Genomic DNA, 25752 nt, shown 5'->3' with positions numbered 1-25752 from the left:
CGAATGACGGTCCGCCGTCCGACGACTTTTTCGGATCGGAATCGGACGTACGGATTCGACGTGTGCAATGACGTGTCTGGACCGGTGTGCTCGTCGGGTGATCGCATTTAGGCAGTTCCAGGCCTTGGGGCAGGAGAGCGCCCAGGGGCTCGGGGTGACTTCGATGTCCTTCGACGGCCTCCGGCTGGCCGAAACCGGGTGCTTGCGGATCATCGATCGTCCGATTCAGAGTTCTGCTGCCTGCGCTCGCCCGTGCTAATCGACTCTGGACGTGATGGAACGGTATGGCCGATTCGGATGCTGTCGCGATCGTCGGTTTCGCCTGCCGGGTGGCGGGAGCCGACACCCCGGACGGGTTCTGGCAACTCCTGCGCGCCGGCGGCGACTCCGTCCGCGAACTCCCTGACGGCCGCCGGGCTTTGACACCGCCGGAACGCCCCGGCGGCACGGTCGCCGCCGGCGGGCCGGACCGGCCCCGGCGCGGCGGCTACCTGGACGAGGTCAGCGGCTTCGACCCGGAGTTCTTCGGCATCGGTCCGGGCGAGGCGGCGCTCATGGACCCGCAGCAGCGGCTCATGCTCGAATTGTGCTGGGAGGCCCTGGAACACGCGGGCATCCCGCCGCACGGGCTCAGCGGCGGCCCGGTCGGCGTGTTCGCCGGGGCGATCTGGGACGACTACGCCGTGCTGCTGCGCCGCGCGGGCATCGCGGCCGGGGCGCGCCAGGTGACCGGCCTGCATCGCAGCATGATCGCCAACCGGGTCTCCTACACGCTCGGCCTGCGCGGTCCCAGCATGACGGTCGACGCGGCCCAGGCGTCCTCGCTGGTCGCGGTGCACACGGCCTGTGAGAGCCTGCGGCGCGGCGAGTCCGAACTCGCCCTGGCCGGCGGCGTCAACCTCGACCTCGTCCCCGACGCCCCGGGCGAGGCGGGCAAGCTGGGCGGCCTCTCCCCGGACGGTCGGTGCTTCACCTTCGACGCCCGCGCCAACGGCTACGTGCGCGGCGAGGGCGGCGCGGTCGTCGTGCTCAAGCCGCTGGCCCGCGCGCTCGCCGACGGCGACACCGTGCACTGCGTGGTGGCGGGCAGCGCGATGAACCACGACGGCGGCGGCGCGGCGCTGACCTCGCCCGAGGTCGCGGCGCAGGAGCAGGTGATCCGCGCGGCCCACCGCCGGGCCGGGTTCCGTCCCGCCGACGTGCAGTACGTCGAACTGCACGGCACCGGAACCCCCGTGGGCGACCCGGTGGAGGCGGCGGCCCTGGGCGCCGCGCTCGGCACCGGCCGCCCGGCCGGCGCGCCGCTTCGGGTCGGCTCGGTGAAGACCAACCTCGGGCACCTGGAGGGCGCGGCGGGCATCGTCGGGCTGGTCAAGACGGTCCTCGCCATCCGGCACCGCGAGCTGCCGCGCAGCCTCAACTACGAGACCCCGAACCCCCGCATCCCGCTGGGGGAGCTCGGCCTGCGCGTCCAGGACGCGACGGGTGCCTGGCCACGGCCCGAGCGTCGGCTGGTCGCCGGGGTGAGCTCCTTCGGCATGGGCGGCACCAACTGCCACGTGGTTCTGGCGGAACGGCTCCCCGACGGGAGCGGGCCGGCCTCGGCGGCGCCCGCCGCCGGTCACGCCGAGCCGGTCGCGGACCCCCGGCTCCCGGTCCTCACCCCGCTGTCCGGCACCACCCCCGAGGCGGTGCGCGCCCAGGCGGACCGCCTGCACGACCACCTGCTGAGGCACCCCGGGGTCGAGCCGACGCACGTCGGCTGGTCGGCCGCGACCACCCGCAGCCACCTGCCCTCCCGCGCCGTCGTCCTCGCGCCCGACCGCGCGGGGCTCCTGGCCGGCCTCGACGCGCTCCGTACCGAGGGCGCCACCGGCGGCGTGGTGAGCGGTGAGGTCAAGCCCGGCCGCACCGCCTTCCTGTTCACCGGCCAGGGCAGCCAGCGCCCCGGCACCGGCCGCGAACTGTACGACCGGTTCCCGGCGTTCGCCGCCGCCTTCGAGGAGGTCTGCCGCCACCTCGATCCGCTCCTGCCGCGCCCGCTGCGCGAGGTGCTGTTCGCTCCCGAGGGCAGCCCGGAGGCGGAGTCGGTCCACCGCACCGAGTTCACCCAGCCCGCCCTGTTCGCCGTCGGGGTGGCGCTGCACCGGCTGCTGGCGCACTGGGGCGTCGTCCCCGACCTGCTGCTCGGCCACTCGATCGGCGAACTCACGGCCGCGCACCTGGCCGGCGTCCTCGACCTGCCCGACGCCTGCGCCCTGGTGGCCGCCCGCGGCCGGCTGATGCAGCAACTGCCCGCCGGTGGCGCGATGGCGGCGGTCCGCCTGGGCGAGGCCGAGGTCGCGGAGGCGCTCGCCGACCTCGGCGACCGGGTCGCGATCGCGGCCGTGAACGGGCCGGCGGCCACCGTCGTCTCCGGCGACGAGGAGGCCGTCCTCGCCCTCGCGGAGCAGTGGCGGGCCCAGGGCCACAAGGTCCGGCGCCTGCGGGTCGGCCACGCCTTCCACTCGCCGCGGATGGAGCCGATGCTCGACGCCTTCGCGGAGGTCGCGCGGGGGCTGGTCTACCGTCCGCCGACGACGCCCGTGGTGTCGAACCTGACCGGCCGCACGGCGTCCGCCGAGGAGCTGTGCTCGCCCGACCACTGGGTGCGGCAGGTGCGCGGGACGGTGCGCTTCGGGGACGGCGTCGAGCGGCTGCGCGAGGCCGGTGCGACCGTCCTGGTCGAACTGGGGCCGGACGGCAGCCTGTCCGCGCTGGCCCGGGGATGCCCGGTGCCCGAGGGCGGCGAGGCCTTCGCCACCGTCGCCACCCTGCGGGCAGGCCGGCCGGAGGCGGACGCGCTGGCCGAGACCGCCGCCCGGCTGCACACCCTGGGCGCCGCGCTCGACTGGACCGCGCTGTTCGAGGCACCGGCGCGGCGCCGGGTCGAGCTGCCCGGCTACGCGTTCCAGCGCTCCCGGCACTGGCTGCGCGCCGCCGCCCCCGAGGACGTGGTGTCCGAGGACGTCGCGTCCGAGGTCCTCGCCGCCGGGGAGTCCGCGCCCGAGACGTCCGGACCGGCTCGCGCGGCCCAGGCATCGCCGCTGGCCCGCCGGATCGCTGGGCTGCCGACGGCCGACCAGGCGCGCGTGGTGCTGGACCTGGTCCGCTCGCACGCGGCCGCCGTGCTGGGCCGCGCCACCAGGGACGCCGTCCGCGCGGACCTCGCCTACCGTGAGTCGGGACTCGACTCGCTCGCCACCGTCGAACTCCTCCAGCGGCTGTCCGCCGCGACCGGCCTCGACCTGCCCGCGAGCGCCGGCTACGACCACCCGACGCCTGCCGACCTCGCCCGCCACCTGCGCTCCCGGGCCCTCGCGCTGCCCGTGCCGGAGCGGAGGGCCGGGCGGGCCGAGCCGTCCCCGGCGGCCGACCGGGACGGAGACCCGATCGCCGTCGTCGCCATGGGGTGCCGCTTCCCCGGCGGCGCCCACACCCCCGAGCAGCTGTGGCGCCTGGCCGCCGAGGGCGTGGACGCCATCGGACCGTTTCCCCGGGACCGCGGCTGGGACCTCGGGCGGCTGCACCACCCCTCCCCGGAGCGGCTCGGCAGCACCTATGTGCGCGAGGGCGGGTTCCTCGACGGCGCGGGCGAGTTCGACGCCGAGTTCTTCGGCATCAGCCCGCGTGAGGCCCTCGCGATGGACCCGCAGCAGCGGCTGCTGCTGGAGACGTCCTGGGAGGCCCTGGAGCGCGCCGGACTCGACCCCGCCGGGCTGCGCGGCGACCGCGTCGGAGTATTCGTCGGCGCCACCGCGCAGGACTACGGCCCGCGCATGCACCAGCCCGCCGACGGCCTGGACGGCTACCTGCTCACCGGCACCACCCCGAGCGTCGCCTCCGGCCGGATCGCCTACGAGCTCGGCCTCGAAGGCCCCGCCGTCACCGTCGACACCGCCTGCTCCTCCTCGCTCGTCGCCGTGCACCTGGCCGCCCAGGCCCTGCGCAACGGCGAGTGCACGCTGGCCCTCGCGGGCGGCGCCACCGTGATGGCCGAGCCCGGGATGTTCGTCGAGTTCGCGCGGCAGCGCGGCCTCGCCCCGGACGGCCGCTGCAAGCCGTTCTCCGCCGATGCCGACGGCACGGCCTGGGCCGAGGGCGTCGGCGTCGTCCTGCTGGAGCGGCTGTCGGACGCCCGGCGCCACGGCCACCCGGTGCTCGCCCTGGTCGTCGGCTCCGCCGTCAACCAGGACGGTGCCAGCAACGGCCTCAGCGCCCCCAACGGGGCCGCCCAGCAGCGGGTGATCCGGCAGGCGCTGGGCTCCGCCGGGCTGGTACCCGGAGACGTCGACGTGGTCGAGGCCCACGGCACCGGCACCGCCCTCGGCGACCCGGTCGAGGCGCACGCGCTGCTCGCCGTCTACGGCGCCGACCGCGCCCCCGAACACCCCCTGCTGCTCGGCTCGGTGAAGTCCAACATCGGCCACACCCAGGCCGCGGCCGGGGTCGCCGGGCTGATCAAGACCGTCCTCGCGCTGCGGCACGGGCTGGTGCCCGGCGTCCTGCACCTGCGCGAGCCCTCGCCGGAGGTGCGCTGGGCGGACGGCGCGGTCACCGTGCCGACGGCCGCGACCCCGTGGCCCGCGCCCGCCGGTCCCGAACGCCCCCGAAGGGCCGGCGTCTCCTCGTTCGGCATCAGCGGCACCAACGCGCACGTCATCGTCGAGCAGGCGCCGGCCGACACCTGGCGGGCGCCGGAGGCCGAGGACGGCGGGGACCCGGACCTGCCCGTGCCGCTCACCGTCTCCGGCCGCACCGAGGCCGCGCTGCGCGCCCAGGCCGCCCGGCTGGCCCGGCACCTGGCCACCGGCGGGGCGGACGCGCCCGCCGACCGGCACGCGCTCGCCCACGCCCTGCTGCACGGCCGGACCAGGTTCGACCACACCGCCGTCGTCCTCGCCCGCACGCACGCCGAGGCGCTGAGCGGGCTGACCGCGCTCGCCCAGGGCGAGCCGGCCGACAACCTCGTCCGGGCCCAGTCCACCGCCCGCGGCGGGACCGTCCTGGTGTTCCCCGGCCAGGGCTCGCAGTGGGCCGACATGGCCGTCGAACTCCTCGACGCCTCACCCGCGTTCGCGGCCGAGCTGGACGCCTGCGCGGCGGCGCTGGCCCGCTGGACCGACTGGTCGCTGCACGACGTCCTGCGGGGCCGGCCGGGCGCGCCAGACCTGTCCCGGGTCGATGTCGTCCAGCCCGTGCTGTTCGCCGTCATGGTCGCGCTGGCCGGGCTGTGGCGGTCCGTCGGCGTCGAACCGGGGGCCGTCGTCGGCCACTCGCAGGGGGAGATCGCCGCCGCGTACGTCGCGGGCGCGCTCACCCTGGACGACGCCGCCAAGGTGGTCGCGCTGCGCAGCCGCGCCCTGCTCGGCCTGGCCGGCACCGGCGGCATGGTCTCGGTGCCACTGTCCGCCGAGGAGACCGGCGAACTGCTCGCACCCTGGGGCGGAAGCCTCGGCATCGCCGCCCGCAACGGCCCCGCCACCACCGTCGTCTCCGGGGGCGCCGACGCCCTGGACGCCTTCCTCGCCCACTGCGAGCGGGCCGACGTGCGCGCCCGCCGGATCCCGGTGGACTACGCCTCGCACTCGGCGCACGTCGAGTCGCTGCGCGAGCCGCTGCTCGCCGCGCTCGCCGACCTCGCGCCCCGCGCCCCGCGGATCGCCTTCTACTCGACCGTCACCGGAGGGCTGCTGACCGACAGCACGACGCTCGACGCCGACTACTGGTACCGCAACCTGCGCCAGGAGGTCCGCTTCGAGCCCGCCGTGCGCGCCCTGAGCGCGGACGGCCACCGGCTCTTCGTCGAGGCGAGCCCGCACCCCGTGCTGAAGATCGGAACCCAGGAGACCCTGGACGCCTGCGGCACCGGCGGCCCCGGGGGCACGGCCATCGGCACCCTGCGGCGCGACCACGGCGGCCTCGGACAGTTCCTCGCCTCCGTCGCCGAGGCGATCGTCCACGGGGCGGAGCCCGCCCCCGACGCGCTGCTCCCCGGGGGCCACCTCGGCCGACACGTCGACCTGCCCACCTACGCCTTCCAGCGCCGCCGCTACTGGCTGGCCGCCGGGTCCGAGCGGACCCGCCCCGCCGACCTCGGCCTGGACGCCGTCGACCACCCGCTGCTCGGCGCCGTCACGACGGCCCCGGACGGCACCACCCTGGTCACCGGCCGACTCTCCGCGGACGCCCAGCCCTGGCTGCCCGATCACGCGGTCACCGGCACCGTCGTGCTGCCCGGAACGGCCTTCCTCGACCTCGTGCTCCGGGCGGGCGCGCTGGCCGGCTGCCCGGGCGTCGAGGAGCTCACCCTGGAGTCCCCGCTCGTGCTGCCCGACACCGGGTGGACGCAACTGCGGGTGGCCGTCGCCCCCGCCGGCCCGGCGGGCCGGCGCGCCGTCACCGTGGACTCCCGGCCGTCCGCCCCCGAGGGCGAGCCGGACGACGAGCCCGTGGAGCGGCCCTGGACCCGGCACGCCTCCGGCGTGCTGACGGCCGCCGAGGAGCCCGTCACCGCCGGGGAACACGGAACCTGGCCGCCGGCGGGCAGCGAACCGATGGACCTCGCCGACGCCTACCACCGCCTCGACCGCCTCGGCTACGGCTACGGCCCGTGGTTCCAGGGCCTCGCCGCCGCCTGGCGCGCGGGAGACCGCCTGTACGCCGACGTCCGCCTGCCCGCCGAACCCGGCCGGGGCGACGCCGCGCACAGCGTCCATCCCGCCCTGCTCGACGCCGCGCTCCACCCGCTGCTGCTGGCGGACACCGACGCCGGGAGCGCCCACGGAGCGGCCCCACGCATCCCGTTCTCCTTCACCGACGTGCGTCTTCACGCCACCGGCGCCACCGCGCTGCGCGTCCGGCTCTCGCCCGGGCCGGACGGCACCACCGCACTCGCCGTCGAGGACCCCACCGGAGCGCCGGTCCTCACGGTCGGCGGCCTCGGCCTGCGCGAACTGCCCGCCGACCGGCTCGGTCCGGCCGGGCCCGCCCCGCGCGACGCGCTGTTCGAACTGCGGTGGACGGAACTGCCCGCCCCCGCCACCGGCGCGGACCCGGACTGCGTGGTCCTCGGCACCGACGACCTCGGCCTCGACCCGCGCGCCGTGTTCCCGGGCCTCGCCGAACTCGACGCCCGCACCGCCGCCGGGCACCCGGCGCCCGCCGTGGTGGCCGCCGCCGTGCCCGGCGCGCCCGCGGCCACCGGCGCCCCCGGCGACAACACGGCCGAGGCCGCGCACGCCGCCGCCCGCTGGGCCCTCGACACCGTCCGGGCCTGGCTGGCCGGCGACCGCCCGGACGGCGCCAGGCTGGTCGTCGTCACCCGGGGCGCCGTCGCCGTCCGACCGGGGGACGCCGTGCCGGGCGTCGGCCAGTCCCCGGTGTGGGGCCTGCTGCGCACCGCGCAGTCCGAGCACCCGGGCCGTGTCACCCTGATCGACGTCGACGACCCCGCGCGCTCCGGCCGCGCCCTGCGGGCCGCCCTCACCGCCGACGAACCCCAGCTCGCCCTGCGCGACGGGATCCCGTACGGCCCCCGGCTCGCCCCGGCCGCGGTTCCGGGCGGTGGGCGCCCGCTGGACCCGGACCGCACGGCACTGATCACGGGCGGCACCGGCACCCTCGGCGCGCTGATCGCCCGACGGCTGGTCACCGAGCACGGCCTGCGCCACCTGCTGCTGGTCAGCCGGTCCGGGCAGCGGACGGACGGCGGCGAACGGCTGCGGGCCGAACTCGCGGCGCTCGGCGCACGGGTGACGATCGCCGCGTGCGACGTCGCCCGCCGCGAGGAGCTCGCGGAGCTGATCGCGGGCATCCCGGCCGCGCACCCGCTGGGCGTCGTCGTGCACGCCGCCGGCGTCCTCGACGACGGCACGGTGGAGACCCTCGCCCCCGAACGCCTCGCCGCCGTCCTGCGCCCCAAGGTGGACGCCGCCTGGCACCTGCACGAGCTGACCCGGGACCAGGAGCTCGACGCGTTCGTCCTGTTCTCCTCCGTCACCTCCGTCACCGGCAACGCCGGGCAGGGCGCCTACACGGCCGCGAACGCCTTCCTCGATGCCCTGGCCGAGCACCGCCGCGCGGCCGGACTGCCCGGCAACGCGCTCGCCTGGGGCCTGTGGGCCGAGGGCAGCGGGATGACCCGCCACCTCGCGGCCGCCGACCTCGCCCGACTCGCGCGCGGCGGCATCGGCCTGCTGTCCACCGAGGACGGGCTCGCGCTGTTCGACGCCGCACTGCGGTGCGACCTGCCGTACGCCGTCACCGCCCGCCTCGACCGGGCGGCGCTGCGCGGCCTCGCGGCGGCCGGCACAGTGCCGCCCGTTCTCCGCGGACTGGTCCGCGCCCCGCTGCGGCACGCGGCCGCGGCGGCGAGCACGGCGGAGGCGGGCGGCGCCGGGGACGCGTCCTCCTGGGCGCGCCGGATGGCCGGGCTGCCCGAGGACCGCCGTGCCCAGGCGGTACTCGACCTCGTCCGCGGCCAGACCGCCACCGTGCTCGGCCTCGGCGAGGCGGACACCGTCGACGTTCGACGGGCCTTCCGCGAACTGGGCTTCGACTCGCTCACCGCGCTGGAACTGCGCAACCGGCTCAACACGCTCACCGGCCTGCGGCTGCCCGCCACCGTGGTGTTCGACCACCCCAGCGCCACCGCCCTCGCGGCACGGCTGACCAGGGAGGCGGTGGGCGCCCCGGCGACGGCCGCCCCGGCACCCGCGGCCGTCCCGGCGGACGACGACCCGGTCGTGATCGTCGGCATGGGCTGCCGCTACCCCGGTGGCGTCGCCGGGCCCGAGGACCTCTGGCGCCTCGTCGCCCAGGAGACCGACGCGGTCGGCGGCTTCCCGACCGACCGCGGCTGGGACGCCGACGCCCTGTACGACCCGGACCCGTCCCGCCCCGGCACGGTGTACACCCGGCACGGCGCCTTCCTCTACGACTCCGGCGACTTCGACGCCGAGTTCTTCGGGATGTCACCGCGGGAGACCCGTGCGACGGACCCGCAGCAGCGCCTGCTGCTGGAGACCTCCTGGGAGGCGCTGGAGCACGCGGGCATCGACCCGAGCACCCTGCGCGGCTCCCGGACCGGCGTCTTCACCGGCGTCATGCACCACGACTACGCCTCCCGCCTCCACCGGGCCCCGGACGGCTACGAGGGCCTGCTGCTCGCCGGCAGCGTCGGGAGCGTCGTCTCGGGCCGGGTGGCGTACTCGCTGGGGCTGGAGGGTCCGGCGGTCAGTATCGACACGGCGTGCTCGTCGTCGCTGGTCGCGCTGCATCTGGCGGCGAACGCGCTGCGCTCGGGGGAGTGCGACCTGGCGCTCGCGGGCGGGGTGACCGTGATGTCGACGCCGCACGTGTTCGTGGAGTTCGCCCGCCAGCGCGGTTTGGCGGCGGACGGCCGGTGCAAGCCGTTCGCGGCGGGCGCGGACGGGACCGGCTGGGGCGAGGGCGTGGGCCTGCTGGTGGTCGAGCGGTTGTCGGACGCGGTGCGCAACGGGCATCGGGTGCTGGCGGTGGTGCGGGGCAGTGCGGTGAACCAGGACGGTGCGTCGAACGGGTTGACGGCGCCGAACGGTCCGTCGCAGGAGCGGGTGATCCGGCAGGCGCTGGCCAACGCGGGTCTGACCACGGCGGACGTGGACGTGGTGGAGGCGCACGGGACGGGGACGACGCTGGGTGACCCGATCGAGGCGCAGGCGCTGCTGGCGACGTACGGTCAGGGTCGGCCGGCCGACCGGCCGCTGCGGCTGGGGTCGGTGAAGTCGAACATCGGTCACACGCAGGCGGCGGCGGGTGTGGCGGGTGTGATCAAGATGGTGATGGCGTTGCGGCACGGTGTGCTGCCGAAGTCGCTGCATGTGGACGCGCCGTCGCCGCACGTGGACTGGTCGGCGGGTGCGGTCGAGCTGCTGGCGGAGTCGGTGGAGTGGCCGGAGACCGGGTGGCCGCGTCGGGCGGGGGTGTCCTCGTTCGGGATCAGCGGCACCAACGCCCACGTGATCATCGAGCAGCCGGTTCCCGTCGACCACGAGCGCGTTCCGACGGAGCTGGTGACGACCGCCGGAACGGGCGGGGTGGTGCCGTGGGTGGTGTCGGCGCGGTCGGATGCGGCGCTGCGTGTGCAGGTGGAGCGGTTGCGGGAGTGGGCGGTGGCGCACCCCGGAGTGGACCCGGTGGATGTCGGCCGGTCGTTGGTGGCGGGTCGCGCGGTGTTCGAGCACCGGGCAGTGGTCGCCGGTCATTCGGTGGCCCAACTCGTGGACCGGCTCGGAGAGTGGGGGACGGATTCCCTGCTGTCGGCGGGACGCGCCGAAGAGTCGGGTGCGGTGTTCGTGTTCCCGGGTCAGGGGTCGCAGTGGGCCGGGATGGCCGTCGAACTCCTCGACGCATCACCGGTGTTCGCCGCCGCGATCGATGAGTGTGCGGGGGTGATGGACGCGCTGACGGACTGGTCGTTGCTGGAGGTGTTGCGGGACGGTTCGGGGGCGCTGCTGGAGCGCGTCGACGTGGTGCAGCCGGTGCTGTTCGCGGTGATGGTGGGTTTGGCGCGGTGGTGGGAGTCGTGTGGGGTGCGGCCTGTGGCGGTGATCGGGCATTCGCAGGGGGAGATCGCCGCCGCCCATGTGGCGGGGCTGTTGTCCCTGGAGGACGCGGTCCAGCTCGTGGTGCTGCGCAGCCGGGCGCTGCGTGGGGTGACGGGCGGGGGGATGCTGTCCGTGGGTCTCGGTGCGGAGCGTGCTGCTGAACTGGCTTCCGGGGATGGTCGGTTGTCGTTGGCGGCGGTGAACGGGCCGTCGAGTGTGGTGCTGTCCGGGGAGATCGAGGCGCTGACCTCGGTGGTGGAGCGGTGTGAGCGTGACGGGGTGCGGGCGCGGTGGATTCCGGTGGATTACGCCTCGCATTCGGCGTACATGGACGCGGTGCGCGAGGAGGTCGTCGAACTCTCCTCGGGTGTGCGTCCGTTGGCGGGGCGGGTGGCGATGTTCTCGACGGTGACCGGCGAAGTGGTCGACGAGCCGGACCGGTTGGCGGGTTCGTACTGGTTCGACAACCTGCGCGGCACTGTCCGCCTGGACGCGGCGGTGCGGGCCGCGGTCGCCGCCGGGCACACCACGTTCGTGGAGTGCAGTCCGCACCCCGGGCTGGTCGTTCCGGTCGCGGACCAGTTGGAAGAGGTTCCCGGTGCCGTGGTCCTGGAGACCCTGCGCCGTCATGAGGGTGGTCCTGAGCGGCTGGTGACGGCGTTGTCGGCGGCCTTCGTCGCGGGCCTGCCCGTCGACTGGACCACCCTGCTCCCCACCGGCCGGCACGTCGACCTGCCGACCTACGCCTTCCAGCACCGCCGCTACTGGCTCGACGCCCCGCCCGTCGCGGGCGCCGCGCACGACCTCGGTCTCGTGGCGGCCGGCCACCCGCTGCTGGGCGCCGCCGTACGCTCGCCGGAGGACGGCGGCCTGTCGTTCACCGGACGGTTGTCCGTGCCCGCCCACCCCTGGCTCGCCGACCACGCCGTGCACGGGACGGTCCTCGTGCCGGGCACCGCCTTCCTCGACCTCGCGGCCTGGGCCGGCGCCGAGGCCGACTGCCCGGTGGTCGACGAACTCACCCTGCACGAGCCTCTCGTGCTGCCCGAACAGGCTGGAGTACGACTGCACGTGGCACTCGCCGCTCCCGACGCGACCGGTGTCCGGGCCCTTGCCGTCCACTCCCGGCCCGAGGGCGCCCCCGAGGACGAGCCGTGGACCCGACACGCCACCGGCAGTCTCTCCTCCACTCCGCCGCAGGTCGTCGCCGACGTCCTCCTGCCGTGGCCGCCTCCGCACACGGAGGCCGTCGACACCACCACGCTCTACGAGCGCCTGGCCGAGTCCGGCTACGACTACGGCCCCGTCTTCCAGGGCCTGCGGGCCGCCTGGCGGCACGGCGACGACCTGTTCGCCGAGATCGAGCTCCCGCACGGCCCGGACGAGCCGACCCAGCAGGAGCACGGCTACCACCTGCACCCCGCGCTCCTGGACGCCGCCCTGCACCTCACCGCGCTGGACGCGGTGGAGACCTCGGGCAGCACCCTGCTGCCCTTCGCCTGGGCGGGAACGACCAGGGAACCGACCGCCGAGCCCGTCACCGCCCTGCGGGTGCGGCTGCGGCGCACCGGCGGCGAGTCGGTGTCGCTGCTGGCCACCGACCGCAGTGGCTCGCCGGTGGTGCGCGCCGAGTCGCTCGTACTGCGGCCGCTGGCCCCCGGGGGGATCGCCGGCCGGGCCGCCGCCGAGCCGGCCTGGCTGCACCGGGTGGACTGGACGGAGACGTCCCTGCCGGAGGCGGAGCCCGACCCGCGGCAGCGCTGGGCGCTGCTCGGCGCGCCGTCACCTGGCCGGCCGGCCCACCCTGACCACGGCCTGCCCGCCCACCCCGACCCGGCTGCGGCCGCCGAGGCCGGGACCGACGTCGCCGTCCTTCCCTGCCCGCCTGCGGACGGCACCGGGCCCGCCGCCGTCCCGGCCGCCGTTCACACCGTCCTCGGTGTCCTCCGCGGCTGGCTCGCCGAGGAGCGCCTCGCCGCCGCCCGCCTGGTGGTCGTCACCCGGGGCGCCATCGCCTCCGACCCGTCCGAGGACGTCCCCGAACCGGCGCACGCAGCGGTCTGGGGCCTCCTGCGCAGTGCCCAGACCGAGCATCCGGGCCGCTTCGTCCTTGTCGACCTCGACCACGACCCGCACCGGGCCGCCCCCTCGTTCCCCGTGGACCTGCTGCGCGCCGTCCTGGCGTCCGGTGAGGCCCAGGCGATCGTCCGCGACGGCACCGTGCTGACCCCGCGCCTGGTCCGCGCCGACGCCGGACCGGCCCTGGTGCTCCCGGACGGGCCCGCACCCTGGCGCGTCGAGTCCGGCCCGCGGCACACCATCGACGCCCTCGCCGTCGTCGATCACCCGGCCGCGGCCGAACCGCTCGCCGCCGGGCAGGTCAGGGTCGCGGTGCGCGCGGCCGGCGTGAACTTCCGCGACGCACTGATCGCACTCGGCATGTACCCCGGCCGGGCCGTCGTCGGCGCCGAGGCGGCGGGCGTCGTGACCGAGGTCGGACCGGGCGTCACCGCGCTCACGCCGGGCGACCGGGTGATGGGCCTGTTCGACGGCGCCTTCGGTCCGCTGGCCGTCACCGACCACCGCCTGCTGGCCCGGGTACCCGCCGGCTGGTCGTACGCCCGGGCGGCCTCCGTGCCGGTGGTCTTCCTGACCGCCCTGTACGGGCTGCGCGACCTCGGCGGACTGCGGCCCGGCGAGACCGTCCTCGTCCACGCGGCGGCCGGCGGCGTGGGCATGGCCGCCGTCCAGCTCGCCCGGCACTGGGGCGCCACGGTCCTCGCCACCGCGAGCAGCGCGAAGTGGCCGGTGGTGCGTGGGCTCGGCGTGCCCGAGGACCGGATCGCCTCCTCCCGCGACACCGGCTTCGAACGGCGCTTCGCCGGGGCCACCGACGGCCGGGGCGTCGACGTCGTCCTGAACTCGCTGGCCGGGGAGTTCGTGGACGCCTCGCTGCGCCTGCTCGCGGACGGCGGCCGGTTCGTCGAGATGGGCAAGACGGACGTGCGCGGCCGGGAGGCCGTCGCGGCCGACCGCCCGGACGTCCGGTACCGGGCGTTCGACCTCATCGACGCGGGGCCGGACCGGATCGCCGAACTGTTCGCCGAACTCGTGGAGCTCTTCGAGGCGGGCGCCCTGGACCCGTTGCCCGTCCGCACCTTCGACCTGCGCCATGCCCGCGAGGCGGTGCGTTTCGTCAGTCGCGCCCGGCACATCGGCAAGGTCGTGCTGACCCTGCCCCAACCGCTCGCCGACGACGGGACGGTCCTGATCACCGGCGGTACCGGCACCCTCGGCCGCCACCTCGCCCAGCACCTGGTCACCCGGCACGGCGTCCGGCACCTCCTGCTGCTCGGTCGGCGCGGTGCGGACGCCCCCGGTGCGGCCGCCCTGGCCGCCGAACTCGCCGAGCTGGGCGCCGAGGTGCGCATCGAGGCCTGCGACGCGGCCGACCGCGAGGCCCTCGCCCGGGTGCTCGCCGCGATCCCCGCCGAGCACCCGCTCACCGCCGTCGTCCACGCCGCCGGCGTGCTCGACGACGGCCTGGTCGACGCGCTGACGCCGGAGCAGGTCGACCGTGTCCTGCGCGCCAAGGCCGAGACCGCCGCCCACCTGCACGACCTCACGCGGGACACCGAGCTGTCCGCCTTCGTGCTGTACTCCTCGGCCGCCGGCGTCCTCGGCACCCCCGGCCAGGCCGCCTACGCCGCGGCCAACGGCTACCTCGACGGCCTCGCGCAGCACCGCCGCGCCCGCGGCCTGCCGGCCACCTCCCTGGCCTGGGGCCTGTGGGCCGAGCGCACCGGACTGACCGGCCACCTCGGCGCGGCGGACCTGAAGCGGCTCGCCCGCGGCGGGCTGCTGCCCTTCTCGACGCCGCAGGGGCTCGCCCTGTTCGACGCCGCGTGGCAGCGCCCCGAGGCGGCACTCGTCCCGGCAAGGCTGGACCTCGCCGCGCTGCGGGCCACCACCGGCCCCGTGCCGCCACTGCTGCGGGCGCTCGCCGGTCCGGCGTCCCCGCGCCGCACGGCGGCCGCCGACGGCGCCCTGCCGTGGGCCCGGCGACTGGCCGGTGCCTCGCCCGAGGAGCGCGTCGACCTGGCGCTGCGCCTGGTGCGGACCGAGGCGGCCGTGGTGCTCGGCCACGACTCGGCGGAGACCGTGCGCCCCGGGACGGCCTTCAAGGAGCTGGGCTTCGACTCGCTGACCGGTGTCGAGCTGCGCAACCGGCTCAACGGCGCCACCGGTCTGCGGCTGCCGTCCACCCTGGTCTTCGACCACCCGACGCCGCTGCGGCTCGCGGGCTTCCTCGCCGCGGCCGCCCAGGGCGGGACGGCGTCCGCCGAGGCGCCGGCCGCCGCGAGCACGGCGGTCCGCGCCGACGAACCGGTGGCGATCGTCGCGATGGGCTGCCGCTTCCCGGGCGGTGTCGCGTCGCCCGAGGACCTCTGGGAGCTGGTGGTCGCCGGGGGCGATGCGATCGGTGACTTCCCGGGCGACCGGGGGTGGGACGTGGCGGGGCTCTTCGACCCCGATCCGGAGGCGTCCGGGAAGAGCTATGTGCGCCGGGGTGGATTCCTGTCCGGTGTGGCCGACTTCGACTCCGAATTCTTCGGGATCTCGCCGCGCGAGGCGCTGGCGATGGACCCGCAGCAGCGCCTGCTGCTGGAGACGGCGTGGGAGACCTTCGAGCGGGCCGGGATCGACCCGCGGTCGCTGCGCGGCAGCCGGACCGGCGTCTTCGCGGGGATGGCCGGGCACGACTACGCGACGGGTGGGATGCCGTCCAGCGTCGAAGGGCACGTGCTGACCGGCAACGCCACGAGCGTCGCGTCGGGCCGCGTCGCCTACACGTTCGGGCTGGAAGGCCCGGCGTTGACGGTGGACACGGCGTGCTCGTCGTCGCTGGTCGCGCTGCATCTGGCGGCGAACGCGCTGCGCGCGGGGGAGTGCGACCTCGCCCTGGCCGGCGGGGTGACGGCGATGTCCACGCCGGACTTCTTCGTCGAGTTCTCCCGCCAGCGCGGTCTGGCACCGGACGGGCGGAGTAAGGCCTTCGCCGCGACGGCCGACGGCATGGGGGCGGCGGAGGGCGTGGGTCTGCTGCTGGTGGAGCGGTTGTCGGACGCGGTGCGCAACGGGCACCGGGTGCTGGCGGTGGTGCGGGGCAGTGCGGTGAACCAGGACGGTGCGTCGAACGGGTTGACGGCGCCGAACGGTCCTTCGCAGGAGCGGGTGATCCGGGCGGCTCTGGCGAGCGGGGGGCTGGCTCCGGCGGACGTGGACGTGGTGGAGGCGCACGGGACGGGCACCGCGCTGGGTGACCCGATCGAGGCTCAGGCGCTTCAGGCGGCGTACGGGCGTGAGCGGGCCGGTGAGCCGCTGTGGCTGGGGTCGGTGAAGTCGAACATCGGTCACACGCAGGCGGCGGCGGGTGTGGCGGGTGTGATCAAGATGGTGATGGCGTTGCGGCACGGTGTGCTGCCGAAGTCGCTGCACGTGGACGCGCCCTCGTCGCACGTGGACTGGTCGGCGGGTGCGGTCGAGCTGTTGACGGACGAGGTGCCGTGGCCGGAGACCGGTCGGCGGCGTCGGGCCGGGGTGTCCTCGTTCGGGATCAGTGGCACCAATGCCCACGTGATCCTGGAGGAGGCGCCGGAGGCGGAGGCCCCGGCACCGGCGGAGGCGGTCGGCGGGGTGGTGCCGTGGGTGCTGTCGGCGGGCTCCGAGGCCGCGCTGCGTGCGCAGGTGGAGCGGTTGCGCGGTTGGGTGGCCGATCGTCCTGAGGTCGATCCGGTGGCGGTGGCGCGGACGCTCGCCTCGGGCCGGGCGGCGCTGGAGCACCGGGTGGTGGTGGCCGGTCGTTCGGTGGCGGAGCTGGTGGACCGGCTGGGTGAGCCGGCCGGGGGCGGGGCGGCTGCTGTGTCGGGGTCGGGTGCGGTGTTCGTGTTCCCGGGGCAGGGGTCGCAGTGGGCGGGGATGGCGGCTGAACTGCTGGTCTCCAGTCCGGTGTTCGCGGCTGCTGTGGAGGAGTGTGCGGGGGTGATGGACGCGCTGACGGACTGGTCGCTGTTGGAGGTGTTGCGGGACGGTTCGGGGGCGCTGCTGGAGCGGGTCGATGTGGTGCAGCCGGTGTTGTTCGCGGTGATGGTGGGGCTTGCGCGGTGGTGGGAGTCGTGTGGGGTTCGGCCTGTGGCGGTGATCGGGCATTCGCAGGGGGAGATCGCCGCCGCGCACGTGGCCGGGTTGCTCACTCTTGAGGATGCGGTGCGGGTGGTGGTGCTGCGGAGCCGGGCGCTGCGTGGGGTGACGGGTGGCGGGATGCTGTCCGTCGGTCTTGGTGCGGAGCGTGCTGCTGAACTGGTGGCCGGGGATGGTCGGTTGTCGTTGGCGGCGGTGAACGGGCCGTCGAGTGTGGTGCTGTCCGGGGAGATCGAGGCGCTGGCCGCGGTGGTGGAGCGGTGTGAGCGTGACGGGGTGCGGGCGCGGTGGATTCCGGTGGACTACGCCTCGCATTCGGCGTACATGGACGCGGTGCGCGAGGAGGTCGTCGAACTCTCCTCGGGTGTGCGTCCGTTGGCGGGTCGGGTGGCGATGTTCTCGACGGTGACCGGCGAAGCCGTTGACTCTCCGGACCGGTTGGCGGGTTCGTACTGGTTCGACAATCTGCGCGGCACTGTCCGCCTGGACGCGGCGGTGCGGGCGGCCGTCGCGGAGGGGTACACCACGTTCGTGGAGTGCAGTCCGCACCCCGGGCTGGTCGTTCCGGTCGCGGACCAGTTGGAAGAGGTTCCCGGTGCCGTGGTCCTGGAGACCCTGCGCCGTCATGAGGGCGGCCCCGAGCGGCTGGTGACGGCGCTGTCGGCGGCCTTCGTCGCGGGCCTTCCCGTCGACTGGACCACCCAGCTCCCCGCCGGTCCCCAGGCAGACCTGCCGACCTACCCGTTCCAGCGCGAGCGCTACTGGGTGACGGCTGCCGACGCGGGGTCCTCCGGTGCCGGCCGTGGCCAACTCGCCGTCGACCACCCGGTCCTGGGAGCCGCCGTCGAGTTGGCGGACGGTTCCGGGACGGTCCTGACCGGTCGGCTCTCCACCGTCACCCACCCATGGCTCGCCGACCACGCCGTACTCGGCACCGTCATCGTCCCCGGCACGGTGTTCGTGGAGCTCGCACTGCGCGCCGGAGACCGGGTCGGCCACGGCGAGATCGAGGAACTCACCCTGCCCGCACCGCTGGTGCTGCCCGAGACGGGCGGCGTTCAGCTCCAGGTCTCCGTCGGTGCGCCGGACGAGTCCGGAGCCCGTGCCATCGGCATCCACTCCCGGCCCGAGCACGCGCCCGCCGACCAGCCCTGGACCCGGCACGCCACCGGCACACTGGTCGCCCCGGACGAGAGGGCCGAGATCGGCGCGCCGGACCTCACCGCCTGGCCGCCGCCGGGTGCCGCACCCGTCGCGACCGACGGCACGTACGAGCGGCTGGGCGCTGCCGGCTTCGACTACGGACCGGTGTTCCAGGGCCTGCGAGCCGCCTGGCGGCGCGGCGACGAACTCCTCGCCGAGGTCGAACTCCCGGCGGAGGCCGACGCGCAGACCGGCCGTTTCGAGCTGCACCCCGCTCTGCTGGACGCCGCCCTCCACGTGCTGGCGGAAGCCCGCGAGCCGGGCGGGCCGAAGGATCCCGACCCGACGGTCGGGGCGCGGGTGGCCTTCGCCTGGCGCGGCGTCCGGTCGGCCGCCGGGCCGAGGCCGGCCGCAGGGACCTCCCGCCTGCGCGTCCGGCTGTCGCCCACCGGGGCCGACGCGGTGTCGCTGCACTTGGCGGACGAGACGGGCACGGGTGTCGCGTCGGTGGCGGAGCTCACCGTCCGCCCGGTCACGGCGGAGCAGCTGCGCCCGGCCGGTCCGTCGCACCGCGACGCGCTGTTCCGGGTGGAGTGGCGGGCGGTCGAGCCCGGCCCGGCGGAGCTGCCGCCGTGGGCCCTGCTCGGCCTGGTCGGCGCGGATGCGCCCGGCGTGGCCGCGCGCCTGGCCGAGCAGCACCATCCGGCTGCCCTCTTCGAGGACCTGGCCGCGGCCGCGGCGGCCGACGGGCCGGTGCCCGCCACGGTCGTGCTGCCCCTCCCGTTGGCGCCCGAGGCCGGGGAGGACGTCCCCGCCCGGACCCGCAGGCTGCTGGGCTCGGTGCTCGGCCTGCTCCAGGCCTGGCTGGCGCACGACCGCTTCGACGGCGCCCGCTTGGTCGTCGCGACGACCGGTGCGCTCGCCGCCCGTGCGGACGAGCCGGTCGCCGATGTCGCGGCCGCCGCCGTCTGGGGCCTGGTGCGCTCGGCGCAGTCGGAGCACCCCGGCCGCTTCACCCTGCTCGACCTCGACGGCGACGAGGCCTCGCTCATCCGGTGGCCGCTGGCACTCGCCGTGTCGGAACCGCAACTGGCCCTCCGCGAGGGGACCTTGCTGGTGCCCCGGCTGGTCCGCGCGACCCCGCCGCCGGCCGCCGACCGCGTGTTCGACCCGGAGGGAACCGTCCTGGTCACCGGCGCCACCGGCGGTCTGGGCGCGCTCGTGGCACGGCACCTGGTGACCGGCCACGGCGTGCGCCGGCTCCTGCTGCTGTCGCGCCGCGGCACCGCCGCGCCGGACGCCGCCGCGCTCCTCGCCGACCTCGCCGAGCTGGGCGCCGAGGCCACCCTGCTGGCCTGCGACCTGGCCGACCGCGACGCCCTGACGGAGGCGCTGGCGCGGGTGCCCGACGCGCACCCGCTGACCGGCGTGGTCCACACCGCGGGCATCGTCGACGACGGACTGGTCGAGGCCCTGACAGCCGGCCACCTGGACCGGTCGCTCCGCCCGAAGGCCGACGGGGCGTACCACCTGCACGAGCTCACCCGGGACGCCAAGCTCGCCGCCTTCGTGCTCTTCTCCTCCGGAGCGACCACCTTCGGCGGCCCGGGCCAGGGCAACTACGCCGCCGCCAACGCCTTCCTGGACGGCCTCGCGCAGCACCGCCGGGCTCTCGGCCTGCCGGCGATCTCGCTCGCCTGGGGCCTGTGGGCCGGCACACGGGGCATGGGCGGGCGGCTGAGCGAGGCCGACCTCGCCCGGTGGGCGCGGACCGGCGCGGTCGCGATGCCGGCCGAGGAGGCGCTGAGCCTGTTCGACCTCGCGCTCGCCGAGCCCGGCGCGACCCTGGTGCCCGCGCACCTGGACCTCCGGGCGATCCGCGCGTGTGCGGCGGCCGCACCCGCGCTGTTCGGCGAGCTGCTGGGTGTGGCGACCCGCCGCACCGACCGGCAGTCCGGCGCGGCCCCGCTGGCCGCCCGGATCACCGCCATGGCGGCGGGCGAGCGCGAGCGGGCGCTGTTGGAGATCGTCCGGACCGAGGCCGCGGGAGCGCTGGGCCACCGGTCGGCCGACAGCGTGCACGCGACCCGGGCCTTCAAGGAGCTGGGCTTCGACTCGCTGACCGGTGTCGAGCTGCGCAACCGGCTCAACGGCGCCACCGGTCTGCGGCTGCCGTCCACCCTGGTCTTCGACCACCCGACCCCGGCCCGGCTCGCCGGCCATCTCCTGGAGCGGCTGGTCGGCGCCGCCGGACCGGACGATTCGGCGGTGGTGCCCGTGCGCACGCCGGCCGCCGGAGCGGGCACCGACGGCGATCCGGTGGTGATCGTCGGCATGGGCTGCCGCTTCCCCGGCGGGGTGGGCTCGCCCCAGGAGCTCTGGGAGCTGGTCGCCTCCGGCCGCGACGCGGTCGGCGACTTCCCGGGCGACCGGGGGTGGGACGTGGCGGGGCTCTTCGACCCCGATCCGGAGGCGTCCGGGAAGAGCTATGTGCGCCGGGGTGGATTCCTGTCCGGTGTGGCCGACTTCGACGCCGAGTTCTTCGGGATCTCGCCGCGCGAGGCGCTGGCGATGGACCCGCAGCAGCGGCTGCTGCTGGAGGCCTCCTGGGAGGCGGTCGAGCGCGCCGGCATCGACCCCGGTTCGCTGCGCGGCAGCCGGACCGGGATCTTCGCCGGCGTCATCGACAACGACTACGGCTCGCGTCTCGACCGCGTCCCGGAAGAGGTCGAGGGCTACGTCGGCTACGGCAGCGCGAGCAGCATCGCCTCCGGCCGGGTGGCGTACTCGCTGGGGCTGGAGGGTCCGGCGGTCAGTATCGACACGGCGTGCTCGTCGTCGCTGGTCGCGCTGCATCTGGCGGCGAACGCGCTGCGCTCGGGGGAGTGCGACCTGGCGCTCGCGGGCGGGGTGACCGTGATGTCGACGCCCGAGTTCTTCGTCGAGTTCTCGCGGCAGCGCGGGCTGTCCGCGGACGGCCGTTGCAAGGCGTTCTCGGAGGCGGCCGACGGCATGGGCGCCGGCGAGGGGGTCGGCCTGGTCCTGCTGGAGCGGCTCTCGGACGCACGCCGCCACGGCCACCGGGTGCTGGCGGTGGTGCGGAGCAGTGCGGTGAACCAGGACGGTGCCTCCAACGGGCTGTCCGCCCCCAACGGGCCGTCCCAGCAGCGGGTGATCCGGCAGGCGCTGGCCAACGCGGGTCTGACCACGGCGGACGTCGACGTGGTGGAGGCGCACGGGACGGGGACGACGCTGGGTGACCCGATCGAGGCTCAGGCGCTGCTGGCCACCTACGGTCAGGGTCGGCCGGCCGACCGGCCGCTGCGGCTGGGGTCGGTGAAGTCGAACATCGGCCATGCCCAGGCGGCGGCGGGTGTGGCGGGTGTGATCAAGATGGTGATGGCGTTGCGGCACGGTGTGCTGCCGAGGACGCTGCACGTGGACGCGCCCTCGTCGCACGTGGACTGGTCGGCGGGCGCGGTCGAGCTGCTGGCGGAGTCGGTGGAGTGGCCGGAGACGGGGCGGCCGCGTCGGGCCGGGGTGTCCTCGTTCGGGATCAGCGGCACCAACGCCCACGTGATTCTGGAGGCGCCGGAGGCGGAGGCTCCGATCGCGGCCGAGGCGGTCGGCGGGGTGGTGCCGTGGGTGGTGTCGGCGCGGTCGGCTGAGGCGCTGCGTGTGCAGGTGGAGCGGTTGCGGGAGTGGGCGGTGGCGCATCCCGGGGTGGACCCGGTGGATGTCGGGCGGTCGTTGGTGGCGGGTCGCGCGGTGTTCGAGCACCGGGCGGTGGTGGCCGGGCGGGATCTGGCCCAACTCGTGGACCGGCTCGGAGAGTGGGGGACGGATTCCCTGCTGTCGGCGGGACGCGCCGAAGAGTCGGGTGCGGTGTTCGTGTTCCCGGGGCAGGGGTCGCAGTGGGCCGGGATGGCCGTCGAACTCCTCGACGCATCACCGGTGTTCGCCGCTGCCGTGGAGGAGTGTGCGGGGGTGATGGACCCGCTGACGGACTGGTCGTTGCTGGAGGTGTTGCGGGACGGTTCGGGGGCGCTGCTGGAGCGGGTCGATGTGGTGCAGCCGGTGTTGTTCGCGGTGATGGTGGGTTTGGCGCGGTGGTGGGAGTCGTGTGGGGTGCGGCCGGCGGCGGTGATCGGGCACTCGCAGGGGGAGATCGCCGCCGCCCATGTGGCGGGGCTGTTGTCCCTGGAGGACGCGGTCCAGCTCGTGGTGCTGCGCAGCCGGGCGCTGCGTGGGGTGACGGGCGGGGGGATGCTGTCCGTGGGTCTCGGTGCGGAGCGTGCTGCTGAACTGGTCGCCGGGGATGGGCGGTTGTCGTTGGCGGCGGTGAACGGGCCGTCGAGTGTGGTGCTGTCCGGGGAGATCGAGGCGCTGGCCGCGGTGGTGGAGCGGTGTGAGCGTGACGGGGTGCGGGCGCGGTGGATCCCGGTGGATTACGCCTCGCATTCGGCGTACATGGACGCGGTGCGCGAGGAGGTCGTCGAACTCTCCTCGGGTGTGCGTCCGTTGGCCGGCCGGGTGGCCATGTTCTCGACGGTGACCGGCGAAGCCGTTGACTCTCCGGACCGGTTGGCGGGTTCGTACTGGTTCGACAATCTGCGGGGCACTGTCCGCCTGGACGCGGCGGTGCGGGCCGCGGTGGCCGCCGGGCACACCACGTTCGTGGAGTGCAGTCCGCACCCCGGGCTGGTCGTTCCGGTCGCGGACCAGTTGGAGGAGACTTCCGGGGCCGTGGTCCTGGAGACCCTGCGCCGTCATGAGGGTGGTCCCGAGCGGCTGGTGACGGCGTTGTCGGCGGCCTTCGTCGCGGGCCTGCCCGTCGACTGGACCACCCTGCTCCCCGCCGGCCGGCACGTCGACCTGCCGACCTACGCCTTCCAGCACCGCCGCTACTGGCTCGACCAGGGTGCCAGGGCGGGCGACCCCGCAGGGCTCGGACTGGCCGCGGCCGAGCACCCGTTGCTGGGCGCGGCGGTCAGCTCGGCGCACGACGGCACCGTGTTGTTCACCGGCCGCCTCTCCGCTGCCGCTCACCCGTGGCTCGCCGACCACGTCGTCCTGGGCACGGCGATCGTGCCGGGGACGCTCTTCGTCGAGCTGGCGGCCTGGGCGGGTGGCGAGGTGGGCAGTCCCACCGTCGAGGAGCTGACCCTGCACACCCCGCTCGTCCTGCCGGAGTCCGAGGCTCTGCGGATCCAGGTTGTCGTGGGTGCGCCGGACGAGGCCGGCGCCCGTCCGATCGGCGTCCACTCCCGGCCTGAGCAGGCGCCCGCCGACCAGCCCTGGACCCGGCACGCGGAGGGCACGCTGGTCGAGGGTGCGGACGTCGACGACGCCGGGCCCGAGTGGACGAGCTGGCCTCCGACCGGCGCCGCGCCGTTGGAGGTGGACGACTTCTACGATCGCCTGGTCGCCTCCGGGGTCGACTACGGTCCCGCCTTCCGGGGCCTGCGGGCCGTCTGGCGGCGCGGCGACGACCTCTTCGCCGAGGTCGCGCTCCTCGGCGAGCACGAGCGCGGCGCGGCCGGCTTCGTCGTCCACCCGGCCCTGCTCGACGCGGGGATCCAGGCGCTCCGCGTGGGCGCGGGCGAGGACGAGGATGTCCGGGTGGCCTTCTCCTGGCACGGTGTCCGCTTCTCCGGCACGGGTCCGGTCGGCCTGCGGGTCCAGTTGACCCCGGCAGGGGAGGGCGCGGTGTCGATGCGGGTCGCGGACGCGGAGGGCCGTCCGGTCGCGGTGGTCGAGTCGCTGACCGTGCGCCCGGTCTCCGCCGAGCAGCTGCGCGCGGCCGGCGGTGCGCACCAGGACGCGCTCCTGCGACTGACCTGGGCGGAGTGGGCCGAGGACGCGTCGAGCCGTGATACGCCCGGACGTCTCGCCGTCGTCGGTGCGGCGGAGGCCCTCGAGGGCATCGAGGCGGTGGACCGGTACGCGGACGTGGCGGCCCTCGCCGCCGCCGTCGCGGGCGGCTCGCCGGCGCCCGACACCGTCGTGCTCGCCGTGACCGGCCCGGACCCGATCGCGGCGGACCCCGACGCGGACCGGACGGGCGCGGAAGCCCGCCACCGTCGGTCCCACGCGGCGGCCCAGGTCGCGGCCTGGGCGGTCGAACCGGCGCTGGAGGACAGCAGGCTCCTGCTGGCGACCTGGCAGGCCGTCCTCACCGCGGACGGGGACCGTGTGCCGGACCCGGACCGGGCGGCCGCCTGGGGCGCCGGGTGCGCGCTTCAGGCCGCGTACCCGGACCGGATCCTGCTGGCCGACCTGGACGACGACCCGGCCTCCGCCGCCGCACTGCCCCGGGCGGTGTCCGCCGGTGTCCCGCGGCTCGCCGTGCGCGGCGGACGGCTGCTCGCCCCGTCGCTCGCCAGGGCGGCAGCTGACCGTGCGGCAGTGGAGCCGTGGGGTGCGGGAGGCGGCACGGTGCTGATCAGCGGCGCGGACGGCCCGCTGGCCGCCGCGCTGGCCGGTCACCTGGTCGCCGCCCACGGGGTCCGCCGCCTGGTCCTGCTGCCGGGCGGTGACACCGGCAGCGACACGGGCAGCGCCGCCGTGCGCCGACTGGCGGACCGGCTGGCCGAGGCGGGAGCCGAGGCCGAGGTCGTCACCTGGGCCCCTGGAGACCACGAAGGGCTGCGCGCCGCGCTGGAAGCGGCCACCGCCGGGCGCCCGGTGGCCGGCGCGCTGCTCGCGGCGGCCGGTGCGGCCTGCGAGGGCGGGGAACCGGACGTCGAAGCCGCCCTGGCCCTCTCCGGACTCTTGGCCGAGCACCGGGGCGCGTCGCTCGTGGCGGTCTCCCCGGCGAGCGGCCTGATCGGTGCCGCTCCGGAACCGCCCGCCGTCGCTGCGGCCGCCGCCTTCGCGGAGGCCTTGGCGGCCGCCCGGCACGCGGACGGCCTGCCCGCCGCCGCGCTCGCCTGGGGGCCCGTCGGATTCGGTGGATCCGGGGTCGAACTCCAGGCAGGACTACTGGAGTTGACGGATGACGAGGCGCTGGTGCTGTTCGGGGAGGCCCTGCGTGCGGCCGGGCCCGGACTGGTGCTCGCCCGGCCCGACCGCGCGGCCCTGCGGACCCGCCCGGAGGCCGTGCGCGCTCCGCTGCGGCAGCTGCTCCGTGCCCTGGAGGTCCGCCGGGCGGCCGGCGGGGCCGAGACGCCCGGGGCCCCGGACACCGAAGCGCTGCGACGGCGGCTGGCGGCGCTGTCCGAGGAGGAGCGTGAACGCGAACTGGTCACGCTCGTCAGGACCTTGGCGGCCGCCGTGCTCGGACACCCGGGCGCCGACGAGGTCGGGCCCGAGCGGGCGTTCAAGGAGGTCGGCTTCGACTCGCTGATGGCGGTCGAGCTGCGGAAGCGCCTGATGCGCGCGACCGGGGTGCACCTGCGCTCGACGCTGGTGTTCGACTTCCCGAGCCCGGTGAGCCTGGCCCGCCACGTGCTGGAGCGCCTCGCCGAGGACTCCTCGGAGGCCACCCCGGTGCTCGCCGACCTGGACCGGCTGCACGAGGCGCTGCCGGCGGTCCTGGCCGAGGACGGCGCCCGTGACCGGATCGCCGAACGCCTGCGCGAGCTGCTGGCGCTGTGCGGAGCACCGGACGACGCGGTCGACGGGAGCGACGCGGACGACCTCGGCTCCGCCACCGACGACGAGCTGTTCTCGCTCGTCGACCAGGGGTTCGAGTGATGCCGCGGATCCACCCGGGCCCGCCGCCGGACGAACACCAGGGCCGGCACCACCACCAGACCAGCGACAACGACCGTTCGAT

At 76.0% G+C, this 25752-nt stretch carries 1 protein-coding gene; it reads left to right on the top strand.

Annotation, left to right across the window (positions count from 1 at the left end; translation table 11 throughout):
* Positions 1–284: 284 nt before the first annotated feature.
* A complete protein-coding gene (locus ACFVVU_RS08290) occupies positions 285–25670 on the top strand; it encodes an SDR family NAD(P)-dependent oxidoreductase (protein WP_387788767.1) in 25386 nt (8461 codons plus the stop codon).
* The last annotated feature ends 82 nt before the right edge of the window (positions 25671–25752 follow it).

It is taken from the genome of Kitasatospora sp. NPDC057965 (assembly GCF_042887135.1).
Lineage (GTDB): Bacteria > Actinomycetota > Actinomycetes > Streptomycetales > Streptomycetaceae > Kitasatospora.
The sequence above is the reverse complement of the archived record's forward strand: the minus strand, read 5'-3'. Positions and strand labels throughout refer to the sequence as shown.